We start from the raw sequence: 18,323 nt of genomic DNA, 5'->3' as shown, positions 1-18,323 counted from the left end.
CTCAGCTGAATAGAGACTTAAATTTTTCTATTATAGAATTATTTTCTTTTTTGATATCTTTTATTGTATTCTTTTTATAATTTCTGTTAAATACACTAAAAGATTTTTCATACCACTCGGATGACTGGTAATTATATCCTAATAAATTAGCATATTTTTTTGCTTCTGTTTCGATTCCTAGGGTATAATAGATTTCAACCAATCTATGGATGGCTTCCTCCACATATATAGTGGTCTCATATTCATCAACAACAACTCTAAATCTGTTTATTGCTGAAATCCATTTTTTTTTATCAAAATAGTATCTTCCTATAAACATTTCTTTACCGGCAAGAATTTCATTAATAAGATCAATTTTAAATATTGCATCAGTTGCAAATTCTGTATCAGGATACTTTGATATAAGACTTTCAAAAGTTGCTTTTGCATTTACAATGGATTGAAGATCTTTTTTTGCATCAATAATCTGTTCATAATAACACAATCCTAATAAATATTCTGCATAAGCAATATCTTTATGGTTAGGATAAATTCTCAAAAATCTTATTAATTCAGCCATTGCATCTCCATAATAATTTTGAGAATAATATGAATAGGCTGCCATCAATGCAGATTTTGGAGCATACTCTGATTGTGGAAATAAAGTTTCTGCCTCGTTAAATTTTTTTGCTGCAAACAGTACATCACCAGCTTCTAATTCCTTCAATCCTTCCTCGTATGCTTCTATCATTTGAGACTCTAAATTTACTTCATTAATATTAGATTTTTCAATTTCTTTTTTTGAACAAGAAAAACAAAACAAAATAATTATAAAAAAATAAAAATAATTACGATAGATCATAACTAGTTATACCTTTAATTTATATCTTTGAAAATATATGTTTAGCTTAGGCTATTGATTTTAATAATTTTCTATTAATCAAAGTATGAGGAAGGTTTTTTTCTTTTATTTCAAGAATAGAAAAATTTTCTTTGTTTTCAAATACTTTTCTCAATAATTGATTGGTAAGATAGTGGCCACCTTGAGAACATTTAATTTTAGCAATTATTCTATAACCTGAAGTAAAAAGGTCACCAATACAATCGAGTATTTTATGATTAACAAATTCTTTATCATTTCTTAAACCCTCTTGATTTAAAACTTTATTATCATTTACTACTATTGCGTTATCTAAACTTCCACCTTTTCCTAGTCCTTTTTTTCTAATTAATTCTACATCTTCAAATAAACAAAATGTTCTTGAATTAAAAACATTAGTTAGATCATCTTCAAAAACTTTAACTTTGTTTCTTTGATTTCCTATAATTTGATTTTCATATTTTAATTCAAAATCTATATCTAAACTTAAAGTAGAGGGCTCTATCGTAATAAATCGATTACCATCTGAAAATTTAACTTCTTTATTGATTTTAATTACCTTAATAGGAGCTTCACTTACTTCAAGTCCACAATTAATAATTTTTTCAATAAATTCTTTTGCAGATCCATCTAAAATTGGAACTTCTTCATTATCAATTTCTATTAACGCATTATCAATGCCTAGACCAAATAATGCTCCCATCAAATGTTCAATAGTTGAAACTTTAACACCAAATTCATTTTCAATTGTTGTATTCAGCATTGTATTTGTGACATTCAAAAAATTTGGGTAAATTAGATTATTGTCTTTATAATCGGTTCTTTTAAAAACTATTCCAAAATTAGGCTCAGCTGGCTTAATACAAAGGTTTACTTTTAACCCACTGTGCAGCGCTATCCCGCTGAAGAGTACTTTGCTTTTAATTGTTTTTTGAGTCAGATAAGACATTAGAAACTTTTAATTTGCTTTGGATAAATTTTGAAAACAACAATTATTACCAGAAAAAACAATTTCAGCTAAATAGTTGAAAAAATTTTTCAAAAAAACCCCTATTTTTTGTATTTTTTGAAACAAATTTAACTTCATTTTTATTAAAACCATTATTTATTTGATTTGCCATTATTGTGAATTCATTTTCATTTTCACTTAAAAAACTTTTGATATAAGCACCTGACATATATTGTTCAATATTGATGTGATGTCTTTCAAACAATTTATCATAAATAGAAGTAAAGGTATCTTGAATAGAAATAAAATTAACTTCTAAATAAAGATAATCATCATTAATGTTATAATTATTTGAAGGTAAATCATTTTTATCTTTATTGTTAATAACCATATGCATAATATTTTGATCCTGATAATTTTCTCTAAATATATCTTTTACTTCTGTTAAATTTGTTTCTAAATATTTTTGATTAATATTGCTTTCATAATTTTTTTTTTTTATTGATATGTCTACACTTAGAATATTATCGTCCTCTATTATTAAAATTATATTTCTAATAAAGCTGTTTATCATTTTTTCAATTTTATAAATATTTTCATCAAGAAATTTTGAAAGATTATAAAGTTCCATTTCATTATTAATTTTTATTTCTTCATTGTATAAATTTTTTAAAACATTTTTATCATAAACAAAAATTTGATATTTATTTTTAGAAATATAAAAAAATGTTTTAAAGTGAGTTTCTTCAGTCATTCAAAATAATTTGATTTTCAATTCTTGCATCGATTATTTTATTATCTTTAAATTTTCTATCATACAAAAATTCTATTGCTAAATTGAGCGCAAGATGAGCATTATCATTTGGTAATTTTATAATAGTATTGTCCCTCAATTCTAAATCCCATCTTCTAGATGGGAAAAAATATAAATTTTTAATTTCTTTGTATGAAATTTTAGACTTATCAATAATTTCTTTAATATTGAAAAATTCAATTACATCCGGATTTCCAAAAATAAAAGGCAATTTTTTTTTTGAAAAATCATTTTTTATAAATTTTCCATTTGAACCTAAATAAAAAATTTGTTTATTTTTGTTTATTTTTGCTAAAAATTTAGTTTTCTCAATATTTATATTTAATGAAGATGGGTATTTTTTAAGAATAAAATAATTTTCTACTAAAACATTTGACTCCATTTCTTTTATTAGATCATCTTTATTAATTGAAAAAACATTGTACAAATTAAAGTCTATTTTATTAAGTAAATTTCTTTTATCTTCAATATCTATTCCAGTAATATTGACATTGTGAATATTATGTAATTTTAATTCATTAAGATTAATATTATTAATTGAACCAACTAAGAGCAGTAAAAAAAAATATTTTAAAATTTTTTTACTTTTTCGTTGTTGCATCTTTTAAAATCCACTCAATTAATTTTATGAAAGATATTCCATTATATTTTGCTATTTCTGGAACAAGAGATAGTTTTGTCATACCTGGTTGAGTATTAATTTCTAGTAAATAAAATTTATTTTCATAAAATTTAAAATCTGATCTTGTAATTCCCTTACATCCAATAATTTTGTGTGCCTTTAGTGACAGATTCATCACTTCATTTAATTTATTTTTTGAAAGCTCAACTGGAATTATGTGTTCTGTTTTTGCATTAGCATTGTATTTAGCTTTGTAATCATAAAATTTTCTTTTTGGTTTAAGCTCTATCGCTCCTAATTTTTTGTTCCCCATAATTGCGACTTGAATTTCTCTTCCACCAATAAACTCTTCTATCATTATCTCTTTATAGATTTTCATTGAACTTAAGATTCTTGAAATATTTTTTTTTGTACAAATAAACACATTTACACTTGAGCCTTCGTTAATTGGTTTTATTACAACTGGAAATTTTAACTTTTTTTCGATATTTTTTATTAACTCAAAAATATTTTCTTTATAAGAATACTGAATATATTTTGGAGTATTAATTCTATTTTTTATAAAAATTTTTTTTGATATCGCTTTATCCATTGCTAATGAAGAAGCAATTACTCCTGAATGAGTGTATGGTATTTTAAATCCTTCTAAAATAGTTTGTATATAACCATCTTCACCAAACTGTCCATGTAACGCATTAAATATAATGTTAGGCTTAAATTGACTAATATTTTTAGACAAATTTATATTAGGTTCACAAATTTTTACTTTATAGTGATTTTTTTTTAACTCTTTTGCAACTTGTGCACCCGTATCTAGACTAATTAATCTTTCTTTCGAAACTCCACCAGCAAGTATTAATATTTTTTTTTTCAATTTATTCTAAAATTTTTATTTCTGTTTCTATCTTTACGCCAGTTTTTTTCAAAACACTTTCAGATACAAATTCTATTAATTTTTTCATATCATCGAACTTGGCATTACCTTTGTTTACAAAAAAATTACAATGTTTTTCTGAAATACATGCGTCTCCAAATGATTTTTCTAAAGGGACCGACTCTTTTATTAGTTGCCAAACTTTTTTATTCGATTGGCCTAGTGGATTTCTAAATGTACTTCCGCTAGTTTTAATTCTTGTGGGCTGTGCTTTTTCTTTTTTTTCTTTTAATTTTATCATTTCTTTTTTAATTAAATTTGATTTTTTTTTAAAACCCTTAAAAGATGCACTTAAAAAAATTAAATCATTTGATAGACCGCTATCTCTATATTTAAAATTAATTTCTTTTGCTGGAATAGTAATAACCTGCCCTGATTTACTGATAGCTTGTACTGAAATCAGAATATCTTTAAATTCTCTATCAAAACAGCCTGCATTCATTCTTATTCCTCCTCCAATTGTTCCGGGTATGCAAGATAGAAATTCAAATCCACCTAAACTATTATCCATTGCAAATTCTGAAAGTGATTTATCACTGACAGCACTTCCAGCAATAATTATATCTTCTGATAAAAGTGTAATATTATTAAAATTATTAGATAGTTTAATAACAACACCATCGTAAATTTTATCTGTAATCAGAGTGTTTGATCCTCCGCCTAAAACAAATAATCTTTCTTCATTTCCAATTATTTTTAAAAATTTTATTAATTCTTTTAAATTTTCTGCTTTATAAAAAATCTTAGTATTACCGCCAATATTAAACCAATTTTTTTTTTTTAAATTATAATTAAATTTTATATTTTCATTAAATTCTAACAATAGATCTTCTTGGTTTATGCTCATTATAAATATCTTGGAATTTCTCTCATCCATGTTGAGATAGTTCCAGCACCCATTCCAATAACTATTTTTTTTCCATAAATATTATTTTTAATATATTTTGATAATTGAAATTTATCATCTACTAAAAATAGTTTTACTTTTGAGTTTTTGATTATTTCTCTTGCAAAGTTTTCATATTTAAACCCTAATGATATTTTTTCACCTGCAGTATAAATGGGTAGTAAAATTACTTTATCTGCATTTTTGAAGGCATAAGTGAATTCTTTTTTTAAATCTTTCAATCTTGATATTCTGTGTGGTTGGAAAATACATACTTTTTCATAACCCTTATAAACATTATTTACTCCGTCTAATACAACTTTGATTTCTGTTGGGTGATGAGCATAATCATCAAAAAAATCAACTTTATTGTATGTAAAAATTTTATTAAATCTTCTTTGAACTCCCTTAAAGTTTTTCAAACCCTTTTTAATATTTGAAACAGTCAGTCCAATAGTAATGGCCAAAGCAGATGCAGCTACTGAATTTCTAATATTATGCAATCCTAATAATGGAATTTTAATTTTTTTAATTAATCTATCTTTTTTATTTGGCAAAATAATCTTTAAATCAAATTCAGAATAGTCTTTTGATTGTCTAATATTTTTAATACAAAAATTTGATTTTTTTTCAATTCCATATGTATAAAAATTTTTGTTACTTAGTTTCTTAATCAAATTTTTATTATTCTTATCATCTATACAAATAAAAGATTTTCCAAATGATGGGACTTTATTTACAAACTTTATAAAATATTTATTCAAATCATCCATGGAACTATAAAAATCCATATGTTCTCTATCTATATTGGTTATTATTGAGTATGTGGGTGGAATATAGACAAAGCTACCATCAGACTCATCAGCTTCTAGGATCGACCAATCACTTTTTCCTAGTTTAGCAGAATTGTTGATGGAATTTATTACACCTCCATTAATAATAGTTGGATCTATTTTGGTTTCTTGGAAGATGGAAGCTATTAATGATGTAGTTGTTGTTTTTCCATGAGAGCCAACAACTACGATATTTTTTGTTAGAGAAACAATATTTGCTAGCATTTCTCCTCTTTTATAAATTGGTAATTGTTTTTTTTTTGCCTCTAATAATTCTGGATTATTTTTTTTAATTGCTGAAGAAATTACAATGATGGTAGCTTTATTATATTTTGTTTTTTTTGACCAATTATAATCTTGATTTTCTCTTTTTTTAATCTTTCAATATTCTTATTGTTAGCTATATCACTACCTTGAACTCTAAACCCTTTGCCCTTCATTATAAGGGATAGTCCACTCATACCTATTCCACCAATACCAATAAAGTGAATAATCTCAGATTTTGCTAATTTAATTTTCATTAATAATATTTAATAATTTTTGATTAACATTATTCCACGTATTTTGATAATTTAATTTTTCTAAATTATTTTTTTTTAAAAGTATTTCGTCTTTATTTAGTAATATATTTAATAGTAAATCTTCAAATTTTTTTTTATCAAAATCAATTTGATCCACAACCCAACAACAACCTTTATTTTTATAGTAATTAGCATTTTCTAGTTGATGATTATCCTTAGAAGTTGGTAATGGAATGGCAATAAATGGTTTTTTAGATAGAGAAATTTCAGCCAAGCTAGAGGCACCGGCTCTTGTTATGCATAAATCCGCTTGATCTATTAATGAATTAAGATTTTGATCGAAACTGAAAACAGTATTATCAATCTTATTTTCTAAATATAGATTTTTGAGAACATCTATATTTTTTTTATTTGTTTGATGAATTACTTTTATAAGTTTTATTTTTGAAACTTCAATAATTGACTCATGTAAAATTTCATCAAAAATTTGTGCCCCTTGACTTCCACCAATTATTATTAAAGTAAATTTTTCATTATCATTTTCTTTTAATTTCTTTTTATAATACTTCTTTCTTATAAGTGGATTTGTGATTGTTAATTTATTTTTGTACTTTTTTGGAAAACCAATAATATTCTCTGAATAACATATGATTTTTTTGCAAAATTTGAGAAAAAATTTATTTGCTCTTCCAATTACCATGTTTGGTTCTAACAAATAAACTTTAATGTTTAATATTCTTGCGGCAATACATAATGGTAATGACATATATCCACCTGTAGAAATAAGAATTTGAATTTCTTTTTTTTTTAATAATATTAAAGATCTTAATGTTAAAAAAAATACTTTTAAAATTGATAAAGGCAATAAAACTAGATTATTCAACTTGGGTGTATCAATAACCATGATATTATAAAATTTTTCATCAAGATATTTAAGACCTCTAATGTCACTTGAAATTAATATATCAAAATTTTCTTTTAGGTGATCATGTATTGTAATTGCGGGAATAACATGTCCACCAGATCCACCTGTAGAAATTAGAATCTTTCGTTTCATTTTAATTTTCTATTTTTCTTTTAGTTAAATTTAAGACTATTCCTGATAGTATTGAGATACTTACTATAGAAGAACCTCCATAACTCAAAAAAGGTAATGTCATACCTGTGGTAGGAAATAACCTGATATTCACACCTATATGAATGGTCGCTTGCATTAAAATTAAGCTCACACATCCAATCAAAACAAGTTTAATTTTGTCATTTTTTTCATAATTTATTTTTTTAAAAACCATGTGAATAAATATTAAAAATAATAATAATATTAATATTATGGCAACAACACCAAACTCTTCTGAAATTACAGATATAATATAATCGGTATGTGCTTCTGGCACTCGATTTTTAAGGGTTCCTTCACCAATTCCTTTTCCAAAAAAACCACCACTTGTAATGGACTCGATAGCTTTATCAGATTGAAAATTATGTGTTCCTGTATCTCTATTAAAAAATGAAAAAATCCTACTTTGGATATAATCAAACTTAGGCACATATATAATCAAGTAAGCAAGTGAAACAAAAGCAAATATAGAAAGACCAATAAGAAAAAAGATATTGATTCCAGAGGTAAAAATTAAAACAGCCCAAGAAAAAATAATAAGAAGGGTTTGACCAATATCTGGTTGCATTATAAGCAACAAGGAAATTACTGAAACTATCATAATTGATAATAAATATTTTAAATAAAGGTTTGAACTTCTAGCACTACAAAGGATGCTTGATATTGTAATAATTAAAAAGGGCTTCAATAATTCAATTGGTTGAAATCTTGGCAAAAAAAATAAATCTATCCATCTTTTTGATCCTTTCACTTCAACACCTATAATAGGAACTAAAAATAAAGAAATTAAAGCAATAAAAAAAAAGAAATAAGAGTAATAAAATAATTGATTAGTTTTCAAAGAAGAAAAAATAAAAATTATAATTATTCCAATAAAAATATAAATCAAATGCTTAAAAAAAAAGAAATAGCTATTTGTATTCAATTTATCTGAAGCAATTAATGAAGTTGAAACCAATGAAAAAAAAAGTCCAATTGCAAATAACAAACTGATTAGTAATAAAATTGACTTATCTATATTCTTCCACCACTGATAATAAAATTTATATAGATAGTTATTATTTTGCATTAATAAATTTTTTAATTAATTGATTAAAATATTTACCCCTATCTTCAAAATTTTTAAAGCTATCAAATGATGCACCTGCTGGACTAAAGAAAATAATACTTTTTTTTATTTTCTTATCTTTTAAATCAAAAAAAATTTCTTTTAATATGTCTTTCAAATATTTTAAATGCTTTACTGTGATTTTATTTTTAATGTTTTTTTTAAATTCTTTATAATAATTACCAAAAATAAATGTTTTAAAATTATTACAATTTTTCTTGGACAAATTTAACTGATCACCTTTTTTGGGAATGCCACCTAAAATCCAATAAACATTCTTTAAGTTTTTTAACAGATTTTCTGATGAAGCAAAACTTGTTGACTTTGAGTCATTAATTATTATTAAATTTTTATTTTCATAGATAATTTGCTGTCGATATTTTAATCCTTTAAATCTATTTAAAGTTTTGATTAATTTTTTACTATTTAAATTTAAAGTTTCAGAAATCTTTAGAACAAATGACAAATTTTCTAAGTTTCCTGCTGACACAAAATACTTGTTTTTTAAATGTTTAATTACTTTATTTGCTTTTTTTAAATCAACTTTGATAATTTTTGGATTATATTTTTTACTTTTTAATTTTTTATTTATTAGTAAATCGTCTTTTTTTACAAATGATATGGATTCCTTAGACTGATAATTTAATAATTTAAATTTAGCGTTAACATAATTTTTTAAACTTTTATGTCTCTCTATATGATCTGGGCTAATATTTAGTATTGCTGAGTACTTTGAAGTAAATAATTTACTATAATCTAATTGGTATGACGAGGCTTCGATAACGAATATAGTGTTCTTAGTAATTTTTTTTTCAGATAATGCTGGATTACCAATATTACCAATCAACCTACAGTCATAGTTTTGATCTAATAAAACCTCATGCAATATTTTAGATGTAGTTGATTTTCCGTTAGTTCCCGTAATGGTGATGCTTGTATTTTTATAAAATGAGTAGAATATATCTAAATCTGTATAAATTTTAGAGTCATTTTTTTTTAGAAATTTAGATAGTTTACAATTTAAAACATCAATTCCAGGACTAATAATAATTCTATCAAACTTAATTTTGGATATTTCTTTAATATTTCTTATCTTTTGATTTTGTTGATGAATAAATTTTTTTTTTGAAAAATCATCAAATAAATAAACCCTGGCTTTATTATTTAAAAATTTATATGATGAAATTCCACTTTTACCCAGGCCATAAATTAATATTTTTTTTTTCAAAAAAATATTTCTATTATCTATCATTATCTTAATTTTAAAGTAGCCAGGCCTATCATTGCTAAAATAATTGAAATGATCCAAAATCTAATTACGACTGTTGACTCGGGCCATCCTTTTTTTTCGAAATGATGATGTATTGGTGCCATTCTAAAAATTCTTTTTCCAGTTAATTTAAAAGAAATTACTTGTATCATTACAGAAACAGCCTCAAGGACAAATAGCCCACCTGTAATTGCTAATACTATTTCGTGTTTTGTTATTATTCCAACTGCTCCTAAAGAGCCTCCAAGTGCTAAAGAACCTGTGTCACCCATAAAAATTTTTGCGGGTGGTGCATTAAACCACAAGAACCCTAAACATGATCCTATTATTGCACCACAAAAAATAGAAACTTCACCAGTACCCTCAATGTACGGGATTTGCAAATAATCAGAAAAAACAATATTACCAGTTACATAACTTATAAAAGCAAAACAACCTGCAACTAAAATTACTGGGACAGTAGCCAATCCATCAAGTCCATCTGTTAAATTGACTGCATTTGAAGAACCAACAATAACAAATATTGAAAAAGGAATAAAAAACCATCCAAGATTAATTATTAAATTTTTAAAAAAAGGAAAATATAAATTTGTAATTTCTTTATAATCAACAAAATAAAGAAATAAGCTAATACCTATCGTAGCTAATAAGACTTGTGATATTATTTTAAATTTAGATGAAATACCTGAAGAATTATTTTGTTTTATTTTTTTATAATCATCAAATGCTCCAAGTAAACCAAATGAAATAGTGATATAGACACAAAATAAAACACTAGTGTTGGATAGATCCCCCCAACATAAAACAGAAAATAGTAATCCAAACAAAATTATTACTCCCCCCATTGTTGGAGTACCAATTTTCTTTACAATATGATCTTGTGGACCATCATCACGTATAGGATTTACAATTTTTCTATTTGAAAAAAAACTAATAAATGGTCCTCCAATTAACAAAACTACAATTAATGATGTAAATAAGGATAATCCTGTTCTAAAAGTGATGTATTTAAAAACGTTTAAAAATCCAAAGATATCAACGAAATTAAGTAAAAATTGATAAAGCATTATTTTGAACCTTTAAAATTATTGATTATCTTATTAAATCCCGTCGCATTTGATGCCTTCACCATAAGATAATCATTATTATTTAAATGATTTTTAATCAAATCAATAATTTGTGAGTTTTTGTTTAATACTCTACCTTTTTTCTTTTTTGAAATAGAATTGTATGTAAACAATATTTTACTTCCTTTAACAAAGATTTTGTCAATTTTTGTATTATTAATTATTTTTCCAATAGATTGATGAAGTTTTTTTGAATGCTTACCAAGTTCTAACATATCACCTAATAGTAAATATTTTTTTCCATTATCAATTTTTATTTTATCGAAATTTAAAATTGCGGATTTAAGCGACAATGGATTTGAATTATAACTTTCATCTATCAAGTTTAAATTTTTATTATTAATCTTAATTTTAGTAATATCTCCTCGCCCATTAGGTGTTTTAAAGCTCATAAAAATATTTTTATTCAATTTAGATATATCTAAAAAAACACTCATCACAGTTAATGCAGCTAAAATATTTAAGATATGATTTTGAAAATTGCTGGAAATAAAAAAATAGGTTTTAAAATTATTTATCATAATAGTTACTTTAAACTTGTTAGTAATTTTTTTGATACTTATAAGTTTTATATTTGCATTCTGATTATTAATGCCAAATGATAAAATTTTAAGCTTTCTTTTATTAGCAATTTTTTTATGTAAAGCAAAAAAAGTATCATCAGCATTAAGAACAATTGAACCATTAACTTCTGTATTATTGATTATTTCCGATTTAGCTAGAGCAATTTGTCTTAGATTCTTAAAATTTTTAGCATGAGCATAATTGATGTTGGTAATCACACTAACGTCTGGTTTAACAATTTTAGAGAGATAATCAATTTCACCTTTTTTATCCATTCCAATTTCCAAAACACCATAATTATTTTTTTGATCTAAATTAAAAAGACTTAAAGGTACTCCATACTTATTATTATAAGATTTAGGTGAAATACCTACTTTTGATATTTGTTTAAATGAGTTGCCCAATAATTCTTTTAATGTGGTTTTTCCACAACTTCCCGTTATAGCAATAATTTTTGTTTTTATATTTTTTCTATACAGCTCTGAACTTTTGGTTAAAAATTTGAGTGAATTTTTAACTTTTATTTGACGAGAGATATTTATTTCTTTTTCAATTTTATTAACTACTGCAATTGATGCATTTTTTTTGAAAGCTTCACTTATAAATTGATTACCATCATTTTTTTTTCCCTTAATAGCAAAAAAAACATCATTTTTTTTTATCTCTTTAGAGTTAATTCTAGCTTTTTTGAAAATAATTTTGCTAGATAATTTTTTTTTTCCACTAAGTTCATTAAATATATTGACCTTTAAATTATTTGATAAAGTGAAATTTTTAATTTTTATTGCATCAAGAATAATTTTTTTATCTGAGAAAAAAATTTTTTTTTTTCCTATTTCTTGGACTTTTTCATGGCCTTTACCAGCAACTATTAAAATTTCACCTATTTTTAAGTGCTTTATCGCTTCTGATATAGCCTTCGCCCTATTTGGAAACTCTAACACTTTTTGTTTTTTTATTCCTTTTTTTATGTCTTTTCTTATTTTGCTAGCCTGTTCTAATCTTGGATTATCGTCAGTAAGATATATTTTGTCTGAAAAAAGGTCAGCAATTTTACCCATTTTTGCTCTTTTATTTTGATCTCTATTCCCTCCACAACCAAACACTAATTTAATTTTGTGACCTACAAATTGCTCTTTTATATTTTTAAGACAAGTTTTTAATGCATCAGGTGTGTGTGCGTAATCTATAATTACTTTTGAGTTATTTTTAATTTTGCCAACTCGCTCAAACCTTCCCTCTACAGATTTTATTTTCGGTATTACATTAAGTATGTCTTTAATATTGATATTACTTTTGATTGACGCAATAATTGCCATTAATATATTTTTTAATTGAACTTTTCCTATCAAATTAAGTTTAATTTTGTGTGTTGAATCATTATATTTAATCTCTAATAATTGAGACTCACCTTCATATTGATGTGATAAAAATTGAAAATTATTATTTTTTTTCAATAATGAAAAAAGATTAAGGTTTTTATTAGATGCTATATTTTTAATTTTTTTGAATTCTGGTATTTTTTCATCAGTTATTATATTTCCATCTTTTTTTATTAATTTTTCAAATAAATAAAGTTTAGCTTTTAAGTAATTTGTTTTATTTTTATGATAATCTAAATGGTCTTGAGATAAATTTGTAAATATTCCTGTGTTAAAGGTTAAGCCATCCAGTCTGTTTTGACTCAAACCATGACTAGATGCCTCCATAATAACATTATTGATATTTTGTTTTTTTAGATTACTTAAAATTTTACTTAATTGAATTGGATCTATAGTCGTATTTGATAAACTCTTTTTAAAATTTTTTGATTTAATTCCCAATGTTCCAATAGATGCAACTTTTTTATTATTCAAGTCTGATATTTGATAATAAAAATCTGCAATAGATGATTTTCCATTTGTACCAGTAACAGCAATAATATTATTTGGAATTTTTTAACAATTTTAAACGATATTTCAGCTAATAACTTTCTGATATTTTTTGTTTGAATAAATAAAATACCATTTCTTAGTTCATTAATTTTTTTTTCAGTTATAATTATTTTTGCACCATTGGAGATTGCTGATAATATAAAATTATTACCATCTATCCTATTTCCTTTGATTGCAAAAAAAATATTATCTTTTTTTACCTGATTACTGTTAAATGAAATTCCTGAAAAATAAATTTGCTTATATTTTTTTTGAATATTGTTGAAGTAATTCCCTAGAAACATAGTTATTTAATTTCTAGATATTTTGTGGCTAAAATAGGCCCAATTTTATCAATTATTTTTCCAGCCACTTCTACTGATGTCCATCCAGCTGTATTGTATAAAGTTCCTTTCCATCCACCCTTTTGATGTCTGTATTTATAATAATAATCTTTCGCCTTTTGAGGAGTATCTAACATAACAATAAATACAAATTGTGGATTTGATGTTGGAAATATTGAAGCAAACGTATTTATCTTTGCTTCAGAATAAGAGCCTTCTTTTGGTTGGTCTGCAGTCCCTGTTTTGCCACCAATTTCGTAGTTTAAAACATCAGCAAATTTTGCTGTTCCTTCGTCTGTGCTAACAATTTTTCTTAAAGCTTTAACAACTTGGTTGGAAACATCTTTATTAATTAGTCTATTCTTTTTTTCATTTTCAATTTTTTTATCAATTAAAGTTGGTTTAACTTCATAACCTCCATTAGATATTACCGCATAACCTCTTGCTAACTGTAAGATTGTAGTTGCGATACCATGGCCAAAGGAAGATGTAGCTAATTTACATTTCCCAAAATTATAATCCTTCTGAGGAGCAACTTCATCAATGTCAAAATCAATTGAGCTCAATACACCAACTTTTTTTAAAAAAGACTTATGTTTTTCTGGTCCAACTAATTGAGCAATTCTTACCGAACCAATATTTCCTGATCTAATTAAGATCTGTTCTGCTGTTAAATCAGATGGAATTTTATTATCATATTCTCCAATTCGGTGTTTATCACAACGAATAGATTTTGGTAAATCTAAAAATTCAGTTTCAGGTTTTATTAATTCTTCATTTAAGGCACTTGCAAATGTAAATGGTTTGAAAACTGAGCCAAGCTCATAAGTTCCCTTGGTTACTCTATTTATAAAATTAACATCAGTTATATTTTGTCTTTCATTAGGATTAAAATCAGGTAATGAAATTAGTGAAAGTATATTTCCATTATTAATATCCATTAATAAAGCAGCGCTACCCTTACTTTTAAAAATTTCTTGATATTTGATTAACGTTTTTCGAATTAAAAACTGTATATCTTTATCGACTGTAAGTTTGATGGGATTTTTTGAATTTCTAAGGGCTTCATTAAATGATTTTTCTAAACCTGAAATTCCAGTGTTGTCATCATCTATTTGACCAATAATATGACTAAAAAGATTTTTTTGGGGATAAATTCTTAATACCTTTTCCTCAGGTTTGATAGATTTATCTCCAAGTTTCATTAATTTTTCATAATTTTCTTCTGAAACTTTTTTTTCTAACCAAAAAAACTTTTTTGTATCAAGCTGTTTATTAATTTTTTTAAAATCTTTATTTGGAAATATAATATTTAAACTTAATAAAAGTTTTTTCTTATCTATTATATCTGATGTCTTAATACCTATATCAATAGATTTAACTGTTTTAGCTAAATAATTTCCGTCTATATCAATTATATCTGCTCTATAAAGTTTATTACTATATGTGGGAAAAGTATCTTTAATTTCTACATTTGATTTTCGTGATCCAAGATGAATTAAATGAATAGTATAAATTAGATAAATAATAAAAAAAAAGAAAAATATAAACGCTACTCTATTAAATTCTATATTCAAATTAGTATCATTTTTTTTATAATCAAAATTATTTTTATAGTCTTCAATAATAATTTTTGATCTTGATTCTTCCATTAATCTTTAATTATTTTTAAATTTTTAATTTTTTTATCTTTTTTTGTGATTTCGAAAACTTTTATATTTTCAATTTTTTTTTGTACTAAATCATTTTCAAAATATAATGATTGAAATTCTAGCAATTTATCTGAAGAGCTTAAATAATCAAATTCTAGTTTGATTTTCTCAAATTCTGAATTTAAAACTCTAATGTTTTCCTTTACCGTAAAAATTTTATCTTCATTTTTTTTTGCAGAATTCTTAATAATAGCTGTTGATAAAATTAATGAAAAAATGACAAATACTAAGACGATTTTTTTCATAGTTTATTCCCAAAATTTTCTATCTCAATCAAATTTCTAAATTGATCTAGAATGTCAGTTTCAAAATCATAAAAGTCCTTTTTTTTAATCGCATATCTAAGTTTAGCAGATCTTGAAGGTGAATTTTCCTTGATTTCATCATCAGATGGTACGATTGCTTTTTTTTGGATTAATTTAAGTAATGTCTCAGGTTGCTCAATAATAGGAGCGTATCTTGATATGCTTTTTTTCTCAGATAAACTTTTGAAAAAATATTTGACAATTTTATCTTCTAATGAATGGAATGTAACTACTGCTAGAACACCATCTTTTTTTAAAACCTTAGTTGCATTAATGAGACCAATAATTAATTCACTTATTTCTCTATTAACTAAAATTCTTAAAGCTTGAAAAACTTTAGTAGCACTGTGAACTTTGAAGTTTTTTTTTCTTTTTGTATTTTCAACGATCTCAACAAGTGTTTGAGTGTTTATCTTTCTCTTAGATCTTTCTTTAATAATATTTCTAGCTATAAATTTACTTTCTTTTTCTTCGCCAAAAAACTTGAATATTTTATCAAGTTCTTTTTCTTCCAGTTTATTAATTACATCTTCAGCAGAATAATTATTTAAACCCATTTGCATATTTAAATTTCCTTTAGATTCAAAAGATAGTCCTTTTTTAGGATCTTTTATTTGAACATAAGAATAACCAAGATCAAATATTACTCCTTTAACATTCTCATTTTTAAGTTTTAGATTATTTAGCTGACTAAATTTAATATTTTTAAATAAAAATCTATCTTCAAATTGATTTTTAATTTGATTGGCTTTTGACTTGCTTTCAATATCTCTATCTAAAGCAATTACTTTAGTATTTTCAAAATCTAGGATTTTTTTTGAATAACCGCCTTGGCCAAATGTACAGTCAATAAATGTGCCACCATATTGAGGGGAAATAATGCTAATAATTTCTTTTAGCAATACCGGATAATGCTTTTGTACTTCCGGTACTATGGTGGCGTCCATTTATTTCTTTAAAGACCATTAATTTTTTTGTCTTCTTAAAAATGCCGGTATCTCAAGATCATCATCTTCCTCATCACTTGAGGATAATAAATCATCTGAGCTTGAATTTTCAGTTTCTGAACTAAATAAATCTGGTGCATCTGAATCTACACCAAACTCTTTTAGATCATTTGAAACATCTTCTTCTACACTCTCTTCAACCATTTGTTCTTGAGGTATTTCTACAGCTTCTTGTGTAAAAGATTTTTCCATTTCATTTACAGAACTATCTTCAACGACACTTTCTGTTTCAAGATTATTGTTATGTATTGCCTCTTCAGATGAAACGTTTGAACTAAAATGATCTTGATTTTGCTCTTGAACAACCTCATTCTCTAATTTGAGCGCGTTAGCTCCATGTGAAACAGGATTTGAAATTGAATTTGAAAAGTTGAAAGATGCAGACGATCCAAGATTTGAAAAATCTGAATAACCAGGGTTTCTATTTTGAATACGGTGCACCATGTTTATCACAGATTTGGTTTCTGGTTGTTGGCCATCTAAAGATGTAGCAACAATCGAAACTCTCATTTTTCCATCTAATTCAGCGTCAGTAATTGCTCCAATAATTAATTCTGCTTCTGGATCAACTTCAGCTCTAACCTTATTAACTGCTTCATCAACTTCAAAAAGTTTAAGATCTTTACCACCAGTAATATTAACTAATAATCCTTTTGCTCCCTTAAGAGTATAATCATCAATTAGTGGGTTGCTCACCGCCATCTCTGCTGCTTTTAGTGCTCTACCTTCTCCTTCTGCTTCACCAGTTCCCATCATTGCTTTACCCATTGAAGCCATAACAGTTTCTACATCAGCAAAATCAAGATTGATTAAACCTGGTCTCACCATTAGATCAGTTATACTTTGAACACCATGCATCAAAACATTATTTGAAAGATTGAATGAGTCTTCAAATGTTGTTTGTTCATTAGCAATTTTAAATAAGTTTTGATTTGGAATTACTATAATTGTATCAACATGCTTTCTTAATTCTTCCAAACCTTGCTGTGCTCTTCTCATTCTAGAGGGGCCTTCATATAAGAATGGAAGTGTCACAACACCTACAGTTAAAATATTTAGTTCTTTTGCAGCTCTAGCGATTACATGAGCAGCACCAGTGCCCGTTCCACCACCCATACCAGCTGCGATAAAAACCATGTTTGCACCTTGCAAAGTATTTATAATTTCGTTCAATGACTCATCTGCCGCTGCTTGACCAATATCTAGTTTTGCACCAGCTCCTAAACCTTTAGTTAAATTTAACCCAATTTGAATTCTTGTTTTGGCTTTACTTAACTTTAAATCTTGCGCATCAGTATTGACCGCAATAAACTCTACACCTTGTAGATTACTTTCAATCATTTCATTAATCGCGTTTCCACCTGCTCCACCAACTCCCATTACTAAAAGTCGTGGCTGCAGCTCCTTAATTTCTGGTGCTTTAAAGTTAATTGTCATC

16 protein-coding genes and 1 pseudogene are annotated in these 18,323 nt (G+C 25.4%); all 17 read right to left on the bottom strand.

Features of this window, described 5'->3' with window-relative positions; translation table 11 throughout:
* Window position 1: 1 nt before the first annotated feature.
* A complete protein-coding gene (locus tag Q0X98_RS02680) occupies window positions 2-841 on the bottom strand; it encodes an outer membrane protein assembly factor BamD (RefSeq protein ID WP_297681199.1) in 840 nt (279 codons plus the stop codon).
* 46 nt (window positions 842-887) lie between these two features.
* Window positions 888-1,808: a UDP-3-O-acyl-N-acetylglucosamine deacetylase gene (gene lpxC, locus Q0X98_RS02675; RefSeq protein WP_297681197.1), complete on the bottom strand. Its 921-nt coding sequence runs from the start codon at window positions 1,806-1,808 to the stop codon at window positions 888-890.
* A gap of 64 nt (window positions 1,809-1,872) precedes the next feature.
* Window positions 1,873-2,562, bottom strand: coding sequence for a hypothetical protein (locus tag Q0X98_RS02670; RefSeq protein ID WP_297681196.1), 690 nt, complete (start codon window positions 2,560-2,562; stop codon window positions 1,873-1,875).
* Window positions 2,555-3,223 carry a cell division protein FtsQ/DivIB gene (locus Q0X98_RS02665; RefSeq protein ID WP_297681195.1) on the bottom strand — a complete coding sequence of 223 codons (669 nt, stop codon included), beginning with the start codon at window positions 3,221-3,223 and terminating at the stop codon, window positions 2,555-2,557. The genes Q0X98_RS02670 and Q0X98_RS02665 overlap by 8 nt, the downstream gene beginning before the upstream one ends.
* On the bottom strand, window positions 3,204-4,118 hold the full coding sequence (locus Q0X98_RS02660; protein ID WP_297681193.1) for a D-alanine--D-alanine ligase: 915 nt from the start codon (window positions 4,116-4,118) through the stop codon (window positions 3,204-3,206). The genes Q0X98_RS02665 and Q0X98_RS02660 overlap by 20 nt, the downstream gene beginning before the upstream one ends.
* A gap of 1 nt (window position 4,119) precedes the next feature.
* Entirely contained in the window at window positions 4,120-5,025 is a 906-nt protein-coding gene (gene murB / locus Q0X98_RS02655; RefSeq protein ID WP_297681191.1) for a UDP-N-acetylmuramate dehydrogenase, read from the bottom strand.
* Window positions 5,025-6,337 (bottom strand): annotated as a pseudogene (gene murC, locus Q0X98_RS02650) (UDP-N-acetylmuramate--L-alanine ligase). The gene murB and the pseudogene murC overlap by 1 nt, the downstream one beginning before the upstream one ends.
* Before the next feature lie 70 nt (window positions 6,338-6,407).
* Window positions 6,408-7,475 carry a UDP-N-acetylglucosamine--N-acetylmuramyl-(pentapeptide) pyrophosphoryl-undecaprenol N-acetylglucosamine transferase gene (locus tag Q0X98_RS02640; RefSeq protein ID WP_297681188.1) on the bottom strand — a complete coding sequence of 356 codons (1,068 nt, stop codon included), beginning with the start codon at window positions 7,473-7,475 and terminating at the stop codon, window positions 6,408-6,410.
* Between the two features lies 1 nt (window position 7,476).
* Complete coding sequence (locus tag Q0X98_RS02635; RefSeq protein WP_297681186.1) at window positions 7,477-8,604, bottom strand: FtsW/RodA/SpoVE family cell cycle protein; 1,128 nt, start codon at window positions 8,602-8,604, stop codon at window positions 7,477-7,479.
* Window positions 8,594-9,895 carry a UDP-N-acetylmuramoyl-L-alanine--D-glutamate ligase gene (murD, locus tag Q0X98_RS02630; RefSeq protein ID WP_297681184.1) on the bottom strand — a complete coding sequence of 434 codons (1,302 nt, stop codon included), beginning with the start codon at window positions 9,893-9,895 and terminating at the stop codon, window positions 8,594-8,596. The genes Q0X98_RS02635 and murD overlap by 11 nt, the downstream gene beginning before the upstream one ends.
* Window positions 9,895-10,980, bottom strand: a complete 1,086-nt coding sequence (mraY, locus tag Q0X98_RS02625; protein ID WP_297681182.1) for a phospho-N-acetylmuramoyl-pentapeptide-transferase — start codon at window positions 10,978-10,980, stop codon at window positions 9,895-9,897. Before mraY ends, murD begins: the two co-directional genes overlap by 1 nt.
* A complete protein-coding gene (gene murE, locus Q0X98_RS02620) occupies window positions 10,980-13,490 on the bottom strand; it encodes a UDP-N-acetylmuramyl-tripeptide synthetase (RefSeq protein WP_297681524.1) in 2,511 nt (836 codons plus the stop codon). The genes mraY and murE overlap by 1 nt, the downstream gene beginning before the upstream one ends.
* Window positions 13,457-13,822 (bottom strand): Mur ligase domain-containing protein, encoded by a 366-nt coding sequence (locus Q0X98_RS02615; RefSeq protein ID WP_297681180.1) that lies wholly within the window; start codon window positions 13,820-13,822, stop codon window positions 13,457-13,459. The genes murE and Q0X98_RS02615 overlap by 34 nt, the downstream gene beginning before the upstream one ends.
* A 2-nt stretch (window positions 13,823-13,824) precedes the next feature.
* Window positions 13,825-15,513 (bottom strand): penicillin-binding protein 2, encoded by a 1,689-nt coding sequence (locus tag Q0X98_RS02610; RefSeq protein ID WP_297681178.1) that lies wholly within the window; start codon window positions 15,511-15,513, stop codon window positions 13,825-13,827.
* The gene (locus Q0X98_RS02605) at window positions 15,513-15,818 is read right to left on the bottom strand and encodes a cell division protein FtsL (RefSeq protein ID WP_297681176.1); all 306 of its coding nucleotides are present in this window, start codon (window positions 15,816-15,818) and stop codon (window positions 15,513-15,515) included. Before Q0X98_RS02605 ends, Q0X98_RS02610 begins: the two co-directional genes overlap by 1 nt.
* Window positions 15,815-16,825, bottom strand: coding sequence for a 16S rRNA (cytosine(1402)-N(4))-methyltransferase RsmH (gene rsmH / locus Q0X98_RS02600; RefSeq protein ID WP_297681174.1), 1,011 nt, complete (start codon window positions 16,823-16,825; stop codon window positions 15,815-15,817). Before rsmH ends, Q0X98_RS02605 begins: the two co-directional genes overlap by 4 nt.
* Before the next feature lie 18 nt (window positions 16,826-16,843).
* A complete protein-coding gene (gene ftsZ / locus Q0X98_RS02595) occupies window positions 16,844-18,322 on the bottom strand; it encodes a cell division protein FtsZ (protein ID WP_297681172.1) in 1,479 nt (492 codons plus the stop codon).
* Between the last annotated feature and the right edge of the window lies 1 nt (window position 18,323).

This window comes from uncultured Candidatus Pelagibacter sp. (assembly GCF_943788075.1).
Classification (GTDB): Bacteria; Pseudomonadota; Alphaproteobacteria; order Pelagibacterales; family Pelagibacteraceae; genus Pelagibacter.
Note: the sequence above shows the minus strand (reverse complement) of the source record. Positions and strands in the feature narration are given on the sequence as shown.

Coding starts and splice junctions, on each gene's coding strand:
- Q0X98_RS02665 (WP_297681195.1), bottom strand. CDS start 3,223: ATGCAACAACGAAAAAGTAAAAAAATTTTAAAATATTTTTTTTTACTG.
- Q0X98_RS02605 (WP_297681176.1), bottom strand. CDS start 15,818: ATGAAAAAAATCGTCTTAGTATTTGTCATTTTTTCATTAATTTTATCA.
- murB (WP_297681191.1), bottom strand. CDS start 5,025: ATGAGCATAAACCAAGAAGATCTATTGTTAGAATTTAATGAAAATATA.
- Q0X98_RS02680 (WP_297681199.1), bottom strand. CDS start 841: ATGATCTATCGTAATTATTTTTATTTTTTTATAATTATTTTGTTTTGT.
- Q0X98_RS02610 (WP_297681178.1), bottom strand. CDS start 15,513: ATGGAAGAATCAAGATCAAAAATTATTATTGAAGACTATAAAAATAAT.
- rsmH (WP_297681174.1), bottom strand. CDS start 16,825: ATGGACGCCACCATAGTACCGGAAGTACAAAAGCATTATCCGGTATTG.
- mraY (WP_297681182.1), bottom strand. CDS start 10,980: ATGCTTTATCAATTTTTACTTAATTTCGTTGATATCTTTGGATTTTTA.
- lpxC (WP_297681197.1), bottom strand. CDS start 1,808: ATGTCTTATCTGACTCAAAAAACAATTAAAAGCAAAGTACTCTTCAGC.
- Q0X98_RS02670 (WP_297681196.1), bottom strand. CDS start 2,562: ATGACTGAAGAAACTCACTTTAAAACATTTTTTTATATTTCTAAAAAT.
- murD (WP_297681184.1), bottom strand. CDS start 9,895: ATGATAGATAATAGAAATATTTTTTTGAAAAAAAAAATATTAATTTAT.
- Q0X98_RS02635 (WP_297681186.1), bottom strand. CDS start 8,604: ATGCAAAATAATAACTATCTATATAAATTTTATTATCAGTGGTGGAAG.
- Q0X98_RS02640 (WP_297681188.1), bottom strand. CDS start 7,475: ATGAAACGAAAGATTCTAATTTCTACAGGTGGATCTGGTGGACATGTT.
- Q0X98_RS02615 (WP_297681180.1), bottom strand. CDS start 13,822: ATGTTTCTAGGGAATTACTTCAACAATATTCAAAAAAAATATAAGCAA.
- ftsZ (WP_297681172.1), bottom strand. CDS start 18,322: ATGACAATTAACTTTAAAGCACCAGAAATTAAGGAGCTGCAGCCACGA.